Here is a 17919-nt window from a genome sequence, read left to right as displayed (position 1 = left end):
CCGATGACGACATCTAGGGTGCGTCACGTCGCCATCGACGAGATTTCCTGACACCGGGAAACGCCTCGTCAATCGAAGGGCAGGCCCAGCAGTGCCTTGAGATGCGCCTCTGTACTGCGTCCCAGGGCATCGCCGGTGTAACCACCTTCGAGAACTGACACCAGGCGGCGCTCGGCATAGCGCTCGGCGATGTCGATGGCCAGGCGGCTCACCCAGTAGAAGTCTTCGTCACCCAGGCATAACTCGGCCAGGGGATCCTCGCGATGGGCGTCGAAGCCGGCCGAGACCAGTACCAGATCGGGCTGGAAGTCGTGCAGGGCCGGCAGCCAGCTCGCCTCGATGGCGCGACGGAAGGCGGGGCCCTCGGTGCCGGCCGGCAACGGCGTATTGACGACGTTGGGGGCCCGGCAGTCAAGATAGCGCCAAGGGTAGAAGGGATACTGGAAGCTGGTGCAGATCAATACGCCCGGATCGTTCTGGAAAATATCGATGGTGCCGTTGCATTGGTGGACATCGAAATCGAGGATGGCCACCCGGCGTGCGCCATGTTCGCTGCGGGCGTGGGCAGCGGCCACCGCAATATTATTGTAGAAGCAGAAGCCCATGGCGGTGGCGGCCTCGGCATGATGGCCGGGCGGGCGCATGGCGCAGAAAGCGTTGTCGGCCTGATGTCGGTAGACCCGGTCGACGCCCTTGATGGCCGCGCCGGCGGCTAGCCTGGCGATGCGCAGGCTGTCGGGCGTCATAAGGGTATCGCCATCGAGCGGTATGATGCCGTGCTCGGGGGCGCAGCGCTCGAGAGTGCGCAAGTGTGCCTCGGAATGGACGCGCCGCAGTTGCGCCTCGCTTGCCTCGACGGCCTCGGACTGCATGGTCTGCTGGAGAGTGCCCGAGCGCAGCAGACGAGCCCGGATGGCCTCGAGGCGCTGGGGCGATTCGGGATGCTCGGGGCCCATGTAGTGCCGGGGCTGATCGGGATGTGTGATGTAGGCCGTGATCATGCGTACCCTCCGCTGGGTTGCGCCTACGATAGGGGTGGGAAGTCCTTGCATGACACTGGCAATAAGTCGTACACAGAAACAAGCCTGTGGTCTTTCTGTCCTCCGACGGAGTATTCGATGAGCACCCGCTTCCTGTCCCACTTCTTCGAGCCGCGCAGCATCGTGGTGGTCGGTGCGTCCGAGAAGCCCCATTCCATGGGTGGACTGGTCCTGCGCAACCTGCGCGAAGGCGGATTCGGCGGCGAAGTCTGGGCACTCAATCCCAAGGGCTATGACCAGGTGTTCGGCGTGCCCTGCGTGAGTCGTGTCTCCCGGTTGCCGCACGTGCCGGACCTGGCGGTGATCTGCTCGCCGGTGGAAACGGTGCCGGCGTTGATCGATCGGCTGGGGCGCTTCGGGGTGCGGGCAGCGTTGGTGTTGTCGGGAGGCGCGCATCTTGATGAGGTGCGAGGCGAAACGGAATCGATACGCTCACGCATGCTGAGCGCAGCGCGAACATCCGGCATACGCGTTCTCGGGCCCGAGTGCATGGGGTTGATCGTGCCGGGGCGCAAACTCAATGCCTCCTACGCCAGTCAGCCGGTCAAGCGTGGGCGCGTGGCCTATCTGGGACAATCCGGCATGCTGGGCAACGCCATGATCGACTGGGCAGCGGGGCGAGGCATCGGCTTCTCGCACTTGCTGACCCTCGGCGACAGCGTCGATGTGATGCTGCCCGACCTGATCGACTACATCAATCAATATGCGCCGACCCAGGCCATCCTGCTGCACCTGGAGCGTATCCTCGATGCCCAGCATTTCATGACCGCGATGCGCGATGCCTCGCGTCATCGGTTGGTGCTGGCCATCAAGAGCGGGCGCACTGCCGAATCGGATATTTCCAACCTGCCGGCAACACCGGGCATCGCCAACCGGGATCAGGTTTTCGATGCGGCTTTCGCGCGTGCCGGGGTGGTGCGCGTCGACGACTCCGATGCGTTGTTCGACGCACTGGAGACCCTCTCGCGCATGAAGCCCCTGCGCGGTGACCGCCTGGCGGTGGTGTCCAATGGCCTGGGGCCGGCGATGCTGGCCATCGACAAGCTGATCAGTGCCGGCGGCCGCCTGGCCACCTTCGAGGCCGCGACGCAACAGCACCTGCGACAGGAGCAGCGCGATCGCAGCAAGCCTGGCGAGAACCCCGTCGATCTGGGCGGTCTCGCGACGCCGGCGCAGTTCGTCGAGACCCTGGAACGGGTCGCCGCCGACCCTGGTGTCGATGCCGTGCTGGTGGTACATGCGCCAACCCGCCTGGCGCCATCGCTGGAGACGGCGCGGGCCATCATCGATGCCCGTAAGCGCTTCAAGCGCAACCTGCTGACCAGTTGGATGGGCCTGGAGGAGGCGCTGTCGGCTCGACACGAGTGCAACCAGGCCGGTATTCCTACCTATATCTCGCCGGAGAAGGCCGTCAAGGCCTTCATGCACATGGTCGATTACCAGCGAGTGCAATCGCTGCTCCAGGAAACACCCCCGAGCTTGCCTTTCGCCACGACACCGGCGATCCGGGCTCACTGTCGCGAACTGATCGAAAGCTCCAGGGAGCAGGGGCGAGAGAGTCTCGATCACTCGGAAGTGTCACGGGTCCTCGAGACCTATGGTATTCCCTCGGCGCCCAGCCGTTACCTGATGACGCCCGAGGAGGCCGACGATGCAGCGCAAGGTTTCGATGGCCCCATGGCGCTCAAGGTCGTCCATGATGGCAACTGCCGGCCTTTCCGCTATCGGCGGCATCCACACAAGCTCTCGGCGGGATTGTTGCAGGATCTGGCCACCCCCGAGGAGGTGGCCGAGGGCGTGACGCGTCTGGGCGACAAGGTGCGCGAAAAGTTTCCCGATTTCACCATCCGCGAGTATTGCCTTCAGGCGATGCAGCGCGGCAAGCATTCCATGCAGTTGTGCGCGGGCATCACGCGGGATCCGGTGTTCGGTCCGTTGATCGTGTTCGGCATCGGTGGCTACAAGGTGAACATTCTGGCCGATCGCCAGGTGGCTCTTCCACCATTGAACATGACCTTGGCGGCGGATGTGGTCGGCCGTACCCATGCGGCACGCATGATTCGTGAACATTCGAGCGATCCGGAACGCGATATCGAGCGCATTTGCGAGCTGCTGGTCAAGCTCTCGCAGATGGCCACTGACCTGCCGACCTTGAAGGGACTGGAGCTCAACCCTGTCCTGCTCAATCGCGATGGCATAGTGGCCGTGGATTTTGCCATGGACCTGGGCGAGCCGGCGCGCTTTGCGATCATGCCGTATCCAGAAGAACTGCGGGAATGGGTGACGCTCGGCAATGGCTGGGATGTCGAGGTCCGGCCGATACGCGCCGAGGACGCACCGCTGATCACCCGTTTCCACACTCAGCTCTCCGAGCAGAGCATTCGTTTTCGGTATTTTCACAACAAGGCCGATCTGTCACAGCGCGACCTGTCGATGCTCTCGCATATCAACTATGACCGCCAGATGGCCTTCATCGCCGAACATCCGCTCGAGGATGGCAGCAAGGAAATGCTGGGGGTCGTGCGGGTCTGGAACGACCCCGACAACATTCGCACCGAGTTCTCGATCATCATCCGCGACGACCTGCAAGGCCTGGGCATCGGCAAACTGTTGATGGAGAGGATGATCCGCTACAGCAAAGGGGTCGGGACGCTGGAAATGGTCGGCCAGATCATGGCCGACAACCATCCCATGCGAGCGCTGATGAAACAGCTCGGGTTTCGCCAGCGCTACAACATGGAAGAGCAGGTCGTGGACGCCGTGCTGCGTCTCAACGAGCCGCGCAGCGAATGGCAACGGCATCGGCTCGAGGCGCTGACGGACTGAACGTCTCCGTTCCAGGCGACAGCGCCTGAGCGCGGCCATGCGCCGCTTGTTGCTTCAGGGGGCGAGCCGGAATCGGTGCCAGGCGTTGGCTCGGCACTCGTAGCGGATGCGGTCGTGCAGGCGGCTGGGCTGGCCTTGCCAGAACTCGATCATTTCCGGCACCACGCGATAGCCGCCCCAGTGGCCAGGGCGCTCGATTTCCTGGCCTTCGTAGGCTCGCTGGAAGCGCTGTTCACGTTCTTCGAGCCAGTTTCGGCCGGGGATGACCACGCTCTGGGTCGCCACCCAGGCACCCAGCTGGCTGGCGCGGGGACGACTGGCGAAGTAGGCGTCGGACTCCGCGTCGCTGACTTGCTCGACGGGGCCTTCGACGCGCACCTGACGACCCAGTGAGGGCCACCAGAAGACCAGGGCCGCATGAGGGACATTGGCCAGCTCGCTGCCCTTGTGGCTCTGGTAGTTGGTATAGAAGACGAGCCCTTGCTCGCTGACGTCCTTGAGCAGTACCACCCGGGCATGAGGCATGCCTTGGCTGTCGGCGGTGGCCAGCGTCATGACGTTGCCGTCGTCGCCTTCGGTCTCCAGTGCCAGTGCCAGCCACTCGTCGAACAGGGCCAGGGGATCGTCCGGCACCTGATCTTCCTCGAGCCGACCGCCTTCGTAGTCGCGCCGTATATCGGCAATATCTCGTGTCATGGCGTTCTCCTAGAATGTTCGATCATGGTCGCCGCTTGGCGTATCAAGCTCAAGGGATGTTGGGGTCGAGCCGGCCAGGCATGTGAAGAGGCCGATCCCGGCTCATGTGCCCGTCTTGACCTGGCGGCTGCGAAAGCGCGCATATCCCGCGCAACCGGCGAACAGGGCCAGCGAGACCAGCGCCTCCAGGCTGCCTCGTGCCAGCTGTCCGGGCAGGCTGGCAACCATGACGCCCTGAGCGAAGTAGAGCAGGCTGACGAAGGCGAGCCATGCATGCCCCCTCGCGCGTTTGGCCAGGATGGAGGGCAGGAAGAGCACCAGGGGCAGCACGAAGGCCACCATGGGCCCGATGCGGCTGGCATCGCTTTCCACGGCCACGCCCCGATAGATCATCATCAGGATCAGTATCGCATAACTGCCGATGACCAGGCGGCGGCAGCGGGTCACCAGAGCATTCACTCCTACGCGAGCCTCGAGATTGTCCAGCCAGCGCTTCATGCGTTCTCCTCGTCATGGCGGTCCAGTGCCAGTGCCAACCTTGCCAGGCGCTTGCCCTGGGCAAAGGCCAGGCGGCGTTCGTGCTCATCGAGCGGGCGATCGCTGCGCTTGCCGGCCAGATGGCTGGTGCCATAGGGCGTGCCGCCGGCCTGCGTCTCCATCAACTCGACTTCGCTGTAGGGCAGCCCTGCATAGACCATTCCGTGGTGCAGCAGTGGCAGCAGCATGGAGATCAGGGTCGTCTCCTGGCCGCCATGCAGGCTGGAGGTGGAAGTGAAGGCCGTGGCGGGCCGATCGATCAGGGCGCCCCCTAGCCAGAGCTCGCTGGTGGTGTCGATGAAGTACTTCAGGGGAGCGGCCATGTTGCCAAAGCGAGTCGGGCTGCCGAGAGCCAGGCCGGCGCAATGGCGGAGGTCATCGAGATCGGCATAGATCGCGCCTTCGGCGGGGATCTCCGGGTCCACGGCCTCGCAGGTCGGGGAGACCGGCGGGACGGTACGCAAGCGGGCCTCGATGCCACGAACCGACTCGACGCCAGCGGCGAGGCGCTCGGCCATGGCGCGAGTGGCGCCTTGACGCGAATAGTAGAGAATCAGAATGTAAGGTTGGGATGACATGCGGCTTCCTGGGGCGAAAGGAAAGGGGGAGCGGGTCAGTCGAGCAGGCCGAGCACGTCCTCCGGCGGGCGCCCGATAACGGCGCGCTGTCCATCATCGGCGATCGGACGTTGCAGGATCTTCGGGTGGTCGAGGATGGCGCGCACGACCTGATCGGGATCCTCGATATCGGCATTCAACGCCTTCCATTCCGCCTCATTGGTGCGCACGAGGGCGCTGCCATCGGCATCGAGGCGTGACATCAGGGCGCGAAGCTCCTTCTCGTCGAGCGGGTCGTCCAGGTAGCGGCGTATCCGGATGTCGGCGCCGCGCTCCTCGAGCAGCGCCAGGGCCTGACGGGATTTCGAGCAACGCGGATTGTGCAGCAGGGTCAGCATGCGAGGCCTCATGTCGAGTCGGATCTAATAGCTCGATCATTGTAGGCTGTCGCCGATGAGCCCCACAACATCGGGCGGGTTCGACTCAGTCATCGCGCTTGTGCCAGGGCAGGGCCCGCTCGATGGCGCCCAGCACCGTCATGATGATCAGCGCGAGCACCGTGACCATGGCCGCTAGCGCCAGGTCACCGAACCCCGCGGCGATGCCGATGGCGCCGGCCAGCCAGATGGAAGCGCCGGTCGTGATGCCTTGTACGCTGGTACCGCTGCGGATGATGCTGCCGGCGCCAAGGAAGCCGATGCCACCGATCACGCCTTCGACAATGCGGGTCGGGTCGATGCGCGCTGTCGGGTCATTCCCGGTGGAGGAAAACAGAATTTCCAGCCCGACCAACAGAAAAGCGGCGGCCCCCAGGGCGACCAGCATATGAGAGCGTAATCCGGCGGGCTTGCCGCGAAACTCTCGTTCGATGCCGAGTACCAGTGCCAGCCCTGCGGCTGTCGATAGGCGAGTGAACATTTCCAGCAATGTCAGTTCAGCGTCCATGGTCACCCTCTTGTCATGTCGCGTGGCGAGACGTCGCGCGCTCTTTTCTCTATAGAGGGTGGTCTACTCACGGAGGTTTGAGAAAGAAACATGAAATTTATACCGTTATATTCACCTCTTGAATCCGAAAAATTTCAGCTCAATCCGATGACGGCAAGCGTCGATACACCCAGGCTCGTTGCCCATTGGAGAGCGTGATTTCCTCTCGATAGTAGCGAATCCCCAGTCGTTCGTAACGGTCGAGGCGTGCCAGCTCTTCTTCATCGACCGTCAGCATGAGGCCCTCGACGCTGTCCTCTTCGGATGGCACCAGATCGAGTCCCTGGCGTTGGTAGCCATTCAGTTCCACGGGCTGCGGATCACCGCTCCGACCGTAGACGAGCCAGCGAACCGGCGCATAGCGCAGGGTGCCGTAGACGAAGAGATGGTGTTCGCCATGGGCGATTGCCGGGAGCGAATCGGGACGTTCGTAGGTCCAGGGACTGAGCCAGGTCAGCCAGAACCAGGCGGCGATGGCGAAAGGCGCAAGGCAGAGGCTCAATAGCCCCAGGCGGCGCAGCGTCATCATGATTGGTCTCGTTCCATGCAAATCACATCCTGTGGGGGGCGAGCGCTCGGCGCCGACGATAACATCGGGTTGGTGAAATTTCTCGCCCCATGCGAGTTGGACGTTCACCGCCATCCTCGGCCGGCCGAGGATCAGCGTATCTTTGCTGGTCCGACATGCGACGCTAGGATGAAGGCTCCCCATTCGAGCAGGAGGTGCCCATGACACAGTCCCGACATGATGAGATGGATTTCCGGGCACTGGTGGGTGAGGTCCGCCCCGTGCGTGGCGGGGCAGACCGTGCCGATCCCGGCCGTTCGCGGCGCGGTCCCAGCGAAGCTCAACTGGCACGACGGCAAAGTGCCATCGCCGAAGACGGGGCAGCGCCGGGATTGTCGGATGATTTCGTTGACCTTGTGCCGCCCTTTGATCCGCTCGAATTTCGTCGTGACGGCATTCAAAAGGGTGTGGTGGAGCGCTTGCGTCATGGCGGCTATCCGGCCCAGGCCAGCCTGCATCTGTTGCGCCGTCCACTGGAAGAATGTCGCCGTGCCTTGCCCGAGTTCCTTCGCGAAGCTCGCGAACATGACCTGCGCTCGGTGTTGATCGTGCATGGCCGCGGTCGCGAGATCGACAGCTCGCCCAACGTGCTGCGTTCCTATCTTGCCAAGTGGCTCGCCACCCTGGACGAGGTACAGGCGTTTGCCTCGGCGGGGCAGCGTGATGGCGGTATCGGGGCCACCTGGGTCATGTTGCGCAAGAGCGAGCGTGCCCGCGCCGCCAATCGCGAGCGACAACAGAAGCGTCGTGGCTGAGAACAGTTAAGAAAGGAAGGAGCAAGGAACGCAAAAGCCGGCCAATGATGGCCGGCTTTTTCAGGCTTCAGGTGTCGTCACGAGCGTGATGGCGACAGGATTCACCTGCGGAGGGCAGCGTCAGGCGACAGCCTGCTCGCGGCGGGCCTCGCGCATCCTACGCCGGAACAGCGGCTCCTCGGTGTCGGTGCCGGGCTGGTAGCTCAGGCTGAAGGTGTCCAGGGCATTCAGGGCATCTTCGACGATCTGGTCCTCGCGCAGCAGGAAGGCATTGAAGCCGCACCGCGACATGTAGAACAGCTGATCGATCAACACATCCCCCACGGCGCGAATCTGGCCAGCGTAACCGTAACGCTCCCGCAGCAGGCGTGCGATGCTGTAACCGCGGCCATCGGTGAACTTGGGAAAGTCGATGGCAATCAATGGCGCATCAAGCAGTTGCCCGGCGAGTTCGGGGGTGAGCTCGGTGTCGCTGCTCAGCAGTGGGGCGACATCCTTGCCCGGGGCCTCCAGCCACTCCGCCACAGGGACGATGACACCGGCGTCCGCGGGACGCTCAGCGCCTTCCTCGAGGAGCACCCAGTCGTCTTGCTGGACGCGGCGATCGGCAATCAGGGTACGCTGTTCAGGCATAGACATGCTCCTTGAAGGGTTTCAGGCCAATGCGGCGATAAGTATCGAGGAAGGTCTCGTCGGGAGTGCGCTCGCCGATGTAGACCTGCAACAGCTTGTCGATCACGTCCGTCACATCCTCGCGATAGAAGGAAGGCCCGAGAATCTTGCCCAGGGAGGACTCGTTGCCCTGGCTGCCGCCAAGCGAGATCTGATAATACTCCTCGCCCTTCTTGTCGACGCCGAGAATACCGATATGGCCCACGTGATGGTGGCCACAGGCGTTCATGCAGCCCGAGATGTTGAGTTCCAGGGGCCCCAGGTCGTAGAGGAAGTCCAGGTTCTCGAAGCGTTCCTGGATCGCCTGGGCGACCGGAATCGACTTGGCGTTGGCCAGAGAGCAGTAATCGCCGCCCGGGCAGCAGATCAGATCCGCCAGGGTGCCCACGGTGGGGTTGGCCATGCCGAGTTCATCGAGACGCTGCCAGAGCTCCTCCATGCGATCCACGGGCACATCGGTCAGCACCAGGTTCTGCTCGTGGGTGACGCGCAGTTCGCCATAGCTGAACTCGTCGGCCAGATCCGCCACTGCGGCCATGTCCTCGGAGGTCACGTCGCCAGGTGAATGGCCGGAGCGCTTGAGCGAAAGGGTCACGGCCTTGTAGCCGGCCACCTTGTGGTCGGTGACGTTGTTGGTCACGAAGCGGGCAAAGGCACGGTTTTCCCCGCGCAGGCGCTCGTAGGCCTCGATGGCGTCCTGGGTGACCTCACGGCGGGGCGGATCGACGAAGTGAGCGGCCACGGCGGAGACGGCTTCCTCGGTCAAGGTCTGGGGGCCGTCCTTGAGATGGGCCCATTCTTCCTCGACACGGCGCCGGAACTCGTCGATGCCCAATGCCTTGACCAGAATCTTGATGCGCGCCTTGAACTTGTTGTCTCGGCGGCCGAACTGGTTGTACACCCGCACCAGGGCTTCCAGATAGGTGAGCAGGTGCCGCCACGGCAGGTCCTCGCACATCACGGCACCGATCATCGGTGTGCGGCCCAGGCCGCCGCCGGCGAGTACCTTGACGCGAACTTCGCCGGCGTAGTCGCGCCAGAAGCGCAGGCCCACATCGTGAACCTGGATGGCCGCACGGTCCTCTTCGGCACCGGTCACGGCGATCTTGAACTTGCGCGGCAGATAGGCGAACTCCGGATGGAAGGTCGACCACTGACGGATCAGTTCGCACCAGGGGCGCGGGTCGACATCCTCGTCGGCCGCGATGCCGGAGAACTGGTCGGTGGTGGTGTTGCGGATATCGTTGCCGCTGGTCTGGATGGCATGCATCTGCACGCTGGCCAGATCGGCCAGGATGTCCGGCACGTCCTCGAGCTTCGGCCAGTTCAGCTGCAAATTGGTGCGCGTGGTGAAGTGACCGTACCCTCGGTCGTAACGCGCGGCAATCTCGCCGAGCTTGCGCAGCTGGTAGGAGGCCAGCATCCCGTAGGGGATGGCGATACGCAGCATGGGGGCGTAACGCTGGATGTAGAGACCGTTCTGCACACGCAGCGGCAGGAATTCCTCATCACTGATCTTGCCCTCGAGATAACGGCGCATCTGGTCACGGAACTGGGCGACGCGCTCGTCCACCAGGGTTTGGTCATGATTGTCGTAGCGATACATTCGACGCCTTCCTTCGATAGGGAAGTGGCACGGTTGCGACTAGCTTACCGGGTGATCTTTATACGAGAAAAGAATAAATGTGCATAGTTTATATTCGAAATGGAATGAGGGATAGAGAAAAAGGACAGGCATGTCGGGTCATGTCCTCTCGGCCCCACCTCTCGTCACATGCTCAGTGACGCCCAGCGGCCTCGCTGCCAGATGACGGCGAACCAGGTGGAATTCAGGCATCGGTAGCCGAGTTGTACCCACCAGATGCCGACCAGGCCAAAGCCCTGGTGGACGCCGACCCACCAGGCAAGCGGCAGGAAGACCAGCCATTGCAGGGCCAGGGTTGTGGTCATCACGGTGCGATTGGCGCCGGCGCCAAGCAGGGCCTGGGCAAACACCAGGGCGGCGGCATCCAGCACGATCATCATGGCGGTGAGCTGCAAGGGGAACCGTCCGAGCGCGATGAGATCGGCATCGTGCAAAAAGGTCCCCAGAACCGCCTCGGGAAAGGCCAGCAACGGCAGGGCCAGAAGCAGCAGGCAAGGCAGGGCGACGCGCACCACGTCCCAGCCCCAGCGATGTGCGTCGCGATGGTCCTGCCGACCCAACGATTGCCCCACCAGGCTCATGGCCGCCATACCCAGACCGACGCCGGGCAGTATCAGCAGCAGCGAGAGGTTCACCAGCACGTGACCCACCGCCACGCTGGCGGTATCGATATGGCCGAGGATCCAGAACAGCATCGCGTAGCCGGCGGCGAACCATATCTGCTGGAAGGAGTGGGGAATGGCCAGCCGCAGGGTCGTCAGCAACGTCTCGAGATGAGGGCGTGCGGCGAGAAAACCACTGGCCATGGCGTGACGCAGGCTGTAGGTGGCCCAGATCGCCAGCCCCACGTACAGCGACAGCGTGGTGCCGGCACCGGCGCCAGCGGCACCCATGGCGGGCAATCCCGCGAGACCGAAGATCAGCCCGGCGCTGGCCAGGCCGTTGACCAGGTGCATCGCCAGCATGATGCGCAGGTAGAGGCCTGTACGCTGAATGCCGTTCCAGTAGCCGCGAAAGCAGAAGATCATGGCCACCGGGATCAGCGATACCACGCGCCAGCGGAAATAGGTCACCGCCTCGGCATTCACCGCTGGATCCTGATTGATCCAGGTCATCAGCCGTGGCGCCTGCCACAGACAGAGCAGGGTCAAGGGTACGGCGACGACCAGGGCGATGGCGAGCCCTGCATTCAGGGCCTGGGCTCGCCGCCCCCAAGCCTGCTCGCCGTGGCGCCTCGCGGTCTGGGCCTGTACTCCGGACGACAGCCCGAACATCACGGCGGTGATCAAGAAGATGGCATAGCCACCTATGCCGACGCCGGCCAGCGGAATCTCACCCAAGGCGCCCACCATGGCCGCGTCGATCAGGTTCAGCAGGCTCTGGCTGAGCATGCCGCCGATGATCGGCAGGGCGAGGCGCAGGATGACGCGATGCCTGTTGCCGCCGGGCAGCAACGAAGTCGTCGCGGCAGCCGAACGCGCATGAGGGGTAACGCGGTCAGACATGTCAGCTGGGGTCGTAGGACAGCACCGGCATGAGCCAGCGCTCCAGCTCGGCCAGCGACATCGCCTTGCGTTCGGCCAGTGTCTCGACCTGGTCACGGGTGATCTTGCCGGTGGAGAAATACTTCGACTGCGGGTGAGCGAAGTACCAGCCGGCCACCGCGGCCGCCGGCCACATGGCGAAGCTCTCGGTCAGCGAGAGGCCGCTATGCGTCTCGGCGTCGAGCAAGCGGAACAGCGTGGCCTTCTCGGTATGGTCGGGGCAGGCCGGATAGCCCGGGGCCGGCCGGATGCCGCGATACTTCTCGGCGATCAGCGCCTCGTTGTCCAGTGCCTCGTCGGGCGCATAGCCCCAGTACTGCTTGCGCACCCGTTCGTGCATGTACTCGGCGAAGGCCTCAGCGAGGCGGTCGGCCAGGGCCTGGACCATGATGGCGTTGTAATCATCGCCGGCTGCCTTGTAGCGCTCGGTGAGTGCTTCGACGCCATGCCCGGCGGTCACCGCGAAACCGCCGATCCAGTCCGGCTTGCCGCTTTCCTTGGGGGCAATGAAGTCGGCCAGGCTATAACACACGCCTTCGCGGTTCTTGGTGGTCTGCTGGCGAATATGATGAAGCCGCTCGACGACCTCGGTGCGCGACTCATCGGCATAGACTTCGATGACGTCATCGTCGACGGTGTTGGCCGGCCACATGCCAATCACGCCTCGAGCCTGGATCAGGCCGTCGTCGACCAGCCGCTTGAGCATCGCCTGGGCGTCATCGAACAGGTTGCGCGCCGCTTCGCCGACCTTCTCGTCATCGAGGATGCGCGGATACTTGCCAGCCAGTTGCCAGCTCATGAAAAAGGGCGTCCAGTCGATGCGCTCGATCAGGGGCGCCAGGTCATGGTTGTCGAAGACCTCGAGACCGGAAAGCGCCGGGCGAGGTGGCGTATAGTCCTGCCAGTCGATGGCCGGCTTGTGTCGGCGGGCCTCGGCGTAACTGATCTCGGCGGCCTTTGGACGTCGCTTGGCATTGCGCTCGCGAACCTTCTCGTAGTCCTCGCGGATTTCGGCGACATAGGCTTCCTTGAGCCCGGGCGAGAGCAGCTTGCCGGCCACGCCCACGGCGCGGGACGCATCGGTGACGTAGATCACCGGGTGGTCATAGCCGGGTTCGATCTTGACCGCGGTGTGCGCCTTGGAGGTGGTGGCCCCGCCGATGAGCAGCGGAATATCGAAGTTCTGACGCTGCATCTCCTTGGCGACGTGAACCATCTCGTCGAGAGAGGGCGTGATCAGCCCGGAGAGGCCGATGATGTCGGCGTTCTCTTCGCGGGCGGTCTGCAGGATCTTCTCTGCCGGTACCATCACGCCGAGGTCGATGACCTCGTAGTTGTTGCATTGCAACACGACGCCGACGATGTTCTTGCCGATGTCGTGAACGTCGCCCTTGACCGTGGCCATGACGATCTTGCCCTTGGCCTGGGCATCTTCGCTCTTCTCGGCCTCGATGTAGGGAATCAGGTAGGCCACGGCCTGTTTCATCACGCGGGCCGACTTGACCACCTGGGGCAGGAACATCTTGCCGGCGCCGAACAGGTCGCCAACTACGTTCATGCCGTCCATCAAGGGGCCTTCGATGACCTCGATGGGGCGTGTGGCACGCTGCCGGGCCAGCTCGGTGTCTTCCTCGATATAGGCCGTGATGCCCTTGACCAGGGCGTGCTCGATGCGCTTTTCGACCTCCCAGCCACGCCACTCCAGGTCTTCCTGGCGGGAAGCGCCGCTGCCGTCGTCCTTGTACTTGTCGGCCAGGTCGAGTAGCCGTTCGGTGGCGTCGTCGCGGCGGTTGAGCACCACGTCCTCGACACCTTCGCGCAACTCCTCGGGCAGATCATCATAGACCGCCAGCTGGCCGGCGTTGACGATCCCCATAGTCATGCCGGCACGGATGGCATGGTAGAGAAAGACCGAGTGGATCGCCTCGCGTACCGCGTTGTTGCCACGGAAGGAGAAGGAAACGTTGGACACGCCGCCGGACACCATGGCGTGGGGCAGGTGCTCGCGGATCCAGCGAGTCGCCTCGATGAAGTCCACGGCGTAATTGTTGTGTTCCTCGATGCCGGTGGCGATGGCGAAGATGTTCGGGTCGAAGATGATGTCTTCGGCCGGAAAATCGATGTCGTCGACCAGCAGACGATAGGCGCGCTGGCAGATCTCGGCTTTGCGCGCGAAGGTATCGGCCTGGCCCTGTTCGTCGAAGGCCATGACCACGATCGCGGCGCCGTAGCGGCGACACTTGGTGGCCTGCTCGCGGAAGGCGTTCTCGCCTTCCTTCAGCGAGATGGAATTGACCACCGCCTTGCCCTGAATGCACTTCAGGCCGGCCTCGATGATCTCCCACTTGGAAGAATCGACCATGATCGGCACCCGAGCGATATCCGGTTCGCCGGCGATCAGATTGAGGAAGCGTACCATCGCCTCCTCGGATTCCAGCATGCCCTCGTCCATGTTGATGTCGATGACCTGGGCGCCGTTCTCGACCTGCTCGAGGGCCACCTCCAGGGCGGTGGTGTAATCTTCTTCCTTGATCAGTCGCTTGAAGCGCGCCGATCCGGTGACGTTGGTGCGCTCCCCGACGTTGACGAACAGCGAGTCGTGCTCGATGTTGAACGGCTCGAGCCCGGAAAGCCGGCAGGCCAGGGGGCGTTCGGGAAGCTGGCGTGGTGCGGTGTCACGGATCGCCCGGTGAATGGCGGCGATGTGCTCGGGCGTCGAGCCGCAGCAGCCACCGATGATATTGACCAGCCCGCTTTCGGCGAACTCGGCGACGATGGCTGCCATTTCCTCGGGCGTCTGGTCGTACTCGCCGAATTCGTTGGGCAGCCCGGCGTTGGGGTGCGCGGAGACGAAGACATCGGCCTTGTGGGAGAGCTCCTCGACGTAGGGACGCAGCTCTTCGGCCCCCAGTGCACAGTTGAGGCCCACCGACAGCGGCCGGGCATGGCGTACCGAGTTCCAGAAGGCCTCGGTGGTCTGGCCCGACAGGGTGCGACCTGAGGCATCGGTGATGGTCCCCGAGATCATCACCGGCAGGCGCTCGCCGCGCGCCTCGAACAGCTCTTCGAGCGCGTAGATGGCGGCCTTGGCGTTCAAGGTGTCAAAGATCGTCTCGATCAGGATCAGGTCGCTGCCACCTTCGACGAGGGCTTCGGCGGCTTCGCGATAGTTGTCGCGCAATTCGTCGAAAGTGACGTTGCGCATGGCCGGGTCATTGACGTCCGGGGACAGCGAGGCCGTGCGAGAGGTCGGCCCCAGCACGCCCGCCACGTAGCGCGGCACGCCGGTTTCCTGTGCCACGGCATCGCAGATGGTACGGGCCAGGCGCGCGGATTCGCGATTCAACTCTGGTACCAGGTCCTCCATGCCGTAGTCGGACTGGGACAACCGCGTGCTGTTGAAGGTATTGGTCTCGACGATGTCGGCACCGGCCTCGAGGTAGTCGCGGTGAATGCGCGTCACCAGGTCAGGGCAGGTCAGCGCCAGCAGGTCGTTGTTGCCCTTGAGATCCGTCGGCCAGTCCGCGAATCGTTCGCCTCGGAACTCGTCTTCGGAGAGGCCGGCATTCTGCAGCATGGTCCCCATGCCGCCATCCAGCATCAGGATGCGTCTGGCGAGACTGTCGGTGAGTGTCGCAAGCGAGGATACGGGAACGTCGGCCATGGGTCGGGGTGATCTCCAGCGTGAAAGCATCGGTCGTGGAAACGCTGAGCGGATCGCCGCGCAAGCTGCGATCTGCACGCGCAACATGGTGCAGTGTTTTTCCTTGTTCGGCGTGGCGCGCCGGATAGGCGCCCTATGGTAGCAAATGGTGACGCCCGGCGGCAGGGCATCAAAGACCCAGCAAATCACTCGGGATTGTCTCGGCGCCATTGCTCGCTTACCATTAGGGAAAACACCGATTAGTCCCGGCCACGTCCGTTATCCTCATCCCCGGTCGGGCCAGACCAGTGAGAGCATCATGAGCGACAGCATCCAGATCACCGATAGTGCCCAGGATTACCTCGCCGAACTGCTGGCCAAGCAGAACGTCGAGGGGATCGCCGTGCGTATCTTCATCACTCAGCCGGGGACGCCCTACGCCGAGACCTGTCTGGCCTACTGCCGCCCCGGTGAGGAAGAGCCCAGCGACGAGCGTCTCGAGCTCGAGAAGATCGCCGTCTACCTGGACAAGAACAGCGTGCCGTTCCTCGAGGAGGCCGTGGTCGACTTCAATGCCGACCGCATGGGCGGGCAGCTCACCATCAAGGCGCCCAACGCCAAGATGCCCAAGGTCAATGCCGACAGCCCCATCGAGGACCAGGTCAACTATGTGCTGTATAGCGAGATCAATCCCGGTCTGGCAGCTCATGGCGGGGAAGTCCGCCTGGTGCAGTTGACCGAGGAACAGGTCGCTGTCCTGTCATTCGGCGGTGGCTGCCAGGGGTGCGCGGCAGTTGACATCACTCTCAAGGATGGTGTCGAGAAGACGCTGATGGAGCGCATTCCGGAGCTCTCCGGGATTCGCGACGTGACCGACCACACCGATACCACCAACGCCTATTATCGCTAAGGAGGCGTTGATTTATTGCTGCGCTCGACGACCCGCATGGATGCGGGAAGTGCGAAGGCCCGTCGGGAACGGGCCTAGCCTTGGCTGTCGGCGGTGCTCGAAATCCTCATTTGACACCGCGTAAACCTCCGGTTCCTGTGCTCCGGCGGCAGCCAAATCTGTCATCGCTCGCGACATAAATCAGCGCTCCTTTAAGTCTGTGTAACACGGCGCACCCCATGCCCTGGTGCTATCCGGGGCTAGGGGCGCTGAAAGTAGTACTTCTAACCTTCTTCTCCTCGAACCCCGCTCAAGCGGGGTTCGTTGTGTCTGGGGTGTCGTTTCCGTTCTCGGGTGAGGCAGTCCTTTCGCTTCGCCACTCTTCGCGCATGGCTTCGAGCGAGGCCCATAGCCGCTGTTCGAACTGACGTTCGCGTTCGCGCCACTGTTCCGTCTGCTCCGCTATACGTCGTTCCTGTTCCTCGAGACGTGCCTTGAGTTGTTCATGCTGGTCGCGCAAGGCGGCCTCGCGTTGCTCGGCATTGTCCCGGGCTTGTTCGGCGTCGTGCTGTGCCTGGCGAGCCGCAGCGAGATCTGTCTGCAGGGCGCTCTGCTGTTCCTGGAGGGTTTCGAGTCGACGTGTCAGGCGCTGTTCCCGGCCGGCATGGGCCTTTTCGGCCGCCTGGCGTTCCTGGCGCTCCTGATCGAGCAGTCCCATCAGGCGCGCCTCGGCGGTTTCATTGCGTTCTTCTTCCTGTGCCAGACGCTCGCGGTGCGTCTCGGCCTGTTCCTCCAAGGCCTGCTGGTGGGCCTGCTCACGGCGTTTCACTTCCGCCTCGGCCGCTTCCAGGCGCCGCACCAGCTCATCGAGACGCTCCTTCGAGCGAGCTTCCTCTTTCTGAAGGGCCTCGTGCTCGGTGCGCAACTGAGCCAGTTCCGAGGTGCGCTGCTCGAGGCGCTGGTCGATCTGGGTCAGGTGGGCCGACAGGGCGGTCTCGCGCTGCTCGGCATCTTCGGCGCGACGTTCGGCATCGGCAGCCTGCTGACGGGCATCGTCGACGCGGGAGTCGGCTTCTTGGCGATAGTGTGCCAGTGCCTGATTGGCCGCTTCCTGGGCTTGAGTCCAGAGCGTCTCGGCCAGCTCCTGGAGCTCGACGGGCATTCCCTGGGGCGGTGGCACGTCACGGTTTTCCTCGCGCAGGCGGCGCCACTCGCGCAGATGCTCACTGATGGTCGTGAAGCTACCCGTACCGAGCGTCTCGCGAATCTTGTGCACGCTGGGGGCATCGCCCTTGGCCATCAGAGTGTCGATGGCGCGCTGTACATCCTCGTATCGCACACCGGTGCGTGCCATGGGGGTCTCCTCGTCGCGGTTTATCGGGGCAGCAGCCCGATTGATGGGCGAAGGATAGCGCTTTCCAAGGCGAAGATAAAGCTTATTACGTATTATGTGTAATGTAATTTTATTTATTTTTTATGCTTTATAATCAAGATTACGCGGCTTATCTTGATTATTTTGCCTTACGGCGTGACACTATAGGCCTCGGTACGCCATGTGCAGAC

General features: G+C 63.3%; 15 protein-coding genes. 3 read left to right on the top strand and 12 right to left on the bottom strand.

From position 1 onward, the window contains the following. Positions 1-68: 68 nt before the first annotated feature. Positions 69-1001, bottom strand: coding sequence for a histone deacetylase family protein (locus tag A9O65_RS12845; protein WP_064702298.1), 933 nt, complete (start codon positions 999-1001; stop codon positions 69-71). Between the two features lie 117 nt (positions 1002-1118). Between A9O65_RS12845 and A9O65_RS12840 the strand changes: the two genes are divergently transcribed. Next, complete coding sequence (locus A9O65_RS12840; protein ID WP_064698482.1) at positions 1119-3866, top strand: bifunctional acetate--CoA ligase family protein/GNAT family N-acetyltransferase; 2748 nt, start codon at positions 1119-1121, stop codon at positions 3864-3866. A gap of 54 nt (positions 3867-3920) precedes the next feature. On the opposite strand, the gene pdxH is transcribed toward A9O65_RS12840, so the two are convergent. From pdxH to A9O65_RS12810, 6 genes are all read right to left on the bottom strand, one after another. Further along, positions 3921-4562: a pyridoxamine 5'-phosphate oxidase gene (pdxH, locus tag A9O65_RS12835; protein ID WP_064698481.1), complete on the bottom strand. Its 642-nt coding sequence runs from the start codon at positions 4560-4562 to the stop codon at positions 3921-3923. Positions 4563-4664: 102 nt separating this feature from the next. Beyond that, complete coding sequence (locus A9O65_RS12830) at positions 4665-5060, bottom strand: DUF2069 domain-containing protein (protein ID WP_064698480.1); 396 nt, start codon at positions 5058-5060, stop codon at positions 4665-4667. Further along, a complete protein-coding gene (wrbA, locus tag A9O65_RS12825; RefSeq protein WP_064698479.1) occupies positions 5057-5677 on the bottom strand; it encodes an NAD(P)H:quinone oxidoreductase in 621 nt (206 codons plus the stop codon). Before wrbA ends, A9O65_RS12830 begins: the two co-directional genes overlap by 4 nt. Positions 5678-5712: 35 nt before the next feature. After that, positions 5713-6054 (bottom strand): arsenate reductase family protein, encoded by a 342-nt coding sequence (locus tag A9O65_RS12820; RefSeq protein ID WP_064698478.1) that lies wholly within the window; start codon positions 6052-6054, stop codon positions 5713-5715. Between the two features lie 85 nt (positions 6055-6139). Further along, positions 6140-6601: an MgtC/SapB family protein gene (locus tag A9O65_RS12815; RefSeq protein WP_064698477.1), complete on the bottom strand. Its 462-nt coding sequence runs from the start codon at positions 6599-6601 to the stop codon at positions 6140-6142. A gap of 139 nt (positions 6602-6740) precedes the next feature. Continuing rightward, a complete protein-coding gene (locus A9O65_RS12810) occupies positions 6741-7169 on the bottom strand; it encodes a gamma-glutamylcyclotransferase family protein (protein WP_064698476.1) in 429 nt (142 codons plus the stop codon). Between the two features lie 200 nt (positions 7170-7369). Between A9O65_RS12810 and smrA the strand changes: the two genes are divergently transcribed. Beyond that, on the top strand, positions 7370-7963 hold the full coding sequence (smrA, locus tag A9O65_RS12805) for a DNA endonuclease SmrA (RefSeq protein WP_064702297.1): 594 nt from the start codon (positions 7370-7372) through the stop codon (positions 7961-7963). Between the two features lie 120 nt (positions 7964-8083). Here the strand turns inward: smrA and A9O65_RS12800 are convergent, their stop codons facing one another. The 4 genes from A9O65_RS12800 to metH all read right to left on the bottom strand — a co-directional run bounded on the left by A9O65_RS12800 (position 8084) and on the right by metH (position 15488). Then, a complete protein-coding gene (locus tag A9O65_RS12800) occupies positions 8084-8596 on the bottom strand; it encodes a DUF934 domain-containing protein (protein WP_064698474.1) in 513 nt (170 codons plus the stop codon). Beyond that, positions 8589-10241 (bottom strand): nitrite/sulfite reductase, encoded by a 1653-nt coding sequence (locus A9O65_RS12795; protein ID WP_064702296.1) that lies wholly within the window; start codon positions 10239-10241, stop codon positions 8589-8591. The genes A9O65_RS12800 and A9O65_RS12795 overlap by 8 nt, the downstream gene beginning before the upstream one ends. A 164-nt stretch (positions 10242-10405) precedes the next feature. Next, complete coding sequence (locus tag A9O65_RS12790) at positions 10406-11785, bottom strand: MATE family efflux transporter (protein ID WP_082920175.1); 1380 nt, start codon at positions 11783-11785, stop codon at positions 10406-10408. 1 nt (position 11786) lies between these two features. Beyond that, the gene (gene metH, locus A9O65_RS12785; protein ID WP_064702294.1) at positions 11787-15488 is read right to left on the bottom strand and encodes a methionine synthase; all 3702 of its coding nucleotides are present in this window, start codon (positions 15486-15488) and stop codon (positions 11787-11789) included. Between the two features lie 298 nt (positions 15489-15786). Here metH and nfuA point away from each other — a divergent pair, with 298 nt between their 5' ends. Further along, entirely contained in the window at positions 15787-16377 is a 591-nt protein-coding gene (gene nfuA, locus A9O65_RS12780) for a Fe-S biogenesis protein NfuA (protein ID WP_064702293.1), read from the top strand. A gap of 289 nt (positions 16378-16666) precedes the next feature. Here nfuA and A9O65_RS12775 read toward each other — a convergent pair whose 3' ends face one another. Further along, positions 16667-17710 (bottom strand): DNA-binding protein, encoded by a 1044-nt coding sequence (locus tag A9O65_RS12775; protein ID WP_064698470.1) that lies wholly within the window; start codon positions 17708-17710, stop codon positions 16667-16669. Positions 17711-17919 lie beyond the last annotated feature (209 nt).

The organism is Halomonas caseinilytica (assembly GCF_001662305.1).
Lineage (GTDB): Bacteria > Pseudomonadota > Gammaproteobacteria > Pseudomonadales > Halomonadaceae > Halomonas > Halomonas caseinilytica.
This window is presented reverse-complemented; position numbering and strand designations above follow the sequence as displayed.

What these genes read in the sequence shown, in the direction of transcription:
- A9O65_RS12795 (WP_064702296.1), bottom strand. Translation starts at nt 10,241, where the DNA reads ATGTATCGCTACGACAATCATGACCAAACCCTGGTGGACGAGCGCGTC.
- A9O65_RS12790 (WP_082920175.1), bottom strand. Translation starts at nt 11,785, where the DNA reads ATGTCTGACCGCGTTACCCCTCATGCGCGTTCGGCTGCCGCGACGACT.
- A9O65_RS12845 (WP_064702298.1), bottom strand. Translation starts at nt 1,001, where the DNA reads ATGATCACGGCCTACATCACACATCCCGATCAGCCCCGGCACTACATG.
- A9O65_RS12810 (WP_064698476.1), bottom strand. Translation starts at nt 7,169, where the DNA reads ATGATGACGCTGCGCCGCCTGGGGCTATTGAGCCTCTGCCTTGCGCCT.
- A9O65_RS12775 (WP_064698470.1), bottom strand. Translation starts at nt 17,710, where the DNA reads ATGGCACGCACCGGTGTGCGATACGAGGATGTACAGCGCGCCATCGAC.
- A9O65_RS12800 (WP_064698474.1), bottom strand. Translation starts at nt 8,596, where the DNA reads ATGCCTGAACAGCGTACCCTGATTGCCGATCGCCGCGTCCAGCAAGAC.
- A9O65_RS12815 (WP_064698477.1), bottom strand. Translation starts at nt 6,601, where the DNA reads ATGGACGCTGAACTGACATTGCTGGAAATGTTCACTCGCCTATCGACA.
- smrA (WP_064702297.1), top strand. Translation starts at nt 7,370, where the DNA reads ATGACACAGTCCCGACATGATGAGATGGATTTCCGGGCACTGGTGGGT.
- pdxH (WP_064698481.1), bottom strand. Translation starts at nt 4,562, where the DNA reads ATGACACGAGATATTGCCGATATACGGCGCGACTACGAAGGCGGTCGG.
- A9O65_RS12820 (WP_064698478.1), bottom strand. Translation starts at nt 6,054, where the DNA reads ATGCTGACCCTGCTGCACAATCCGCGTTGCTCGAAATCCCGTCAGGCC.
- A9O65_RS12840 (WP_064698482.1), top strand. Translation starts at nt 1,119, where the DNA reads ATGAGCACCCGCTTCCTGTCCCACTTCTTCGAGCCGCGCAGCATCGTG.
- metH (WP_064702294.1), bottom strand. Translation starts at nt 15,488, where the DNA reads ATGGCCGACGTTCCCGTATCCTCGCTTGCGACACTCACCGACAGTCTC.
- wrbA (WP_064698479.1), bottom strand. Translation starts at nt 5,677, where the DNA reads ATGTCATCCCAACCTTACATTCTGATTCTCTACTATTCGCGTCAAGGC.
- nfuA (WP_064702293.1), top strand. Translation starts at nt 15,787, where the DNA reads ATGAGCGACAGCATCCAGATCACCGATAGTGCCCAGGATTACCTCGCC.
- A9O65_RS12830 (WP_064698480.1), bottom strand. Translation starts at nt 5,060, where the DNA reads ATGAAGCGCTGGCTGGACAATCTCGAGGCTCGCGTAGGAGTGAATGCT.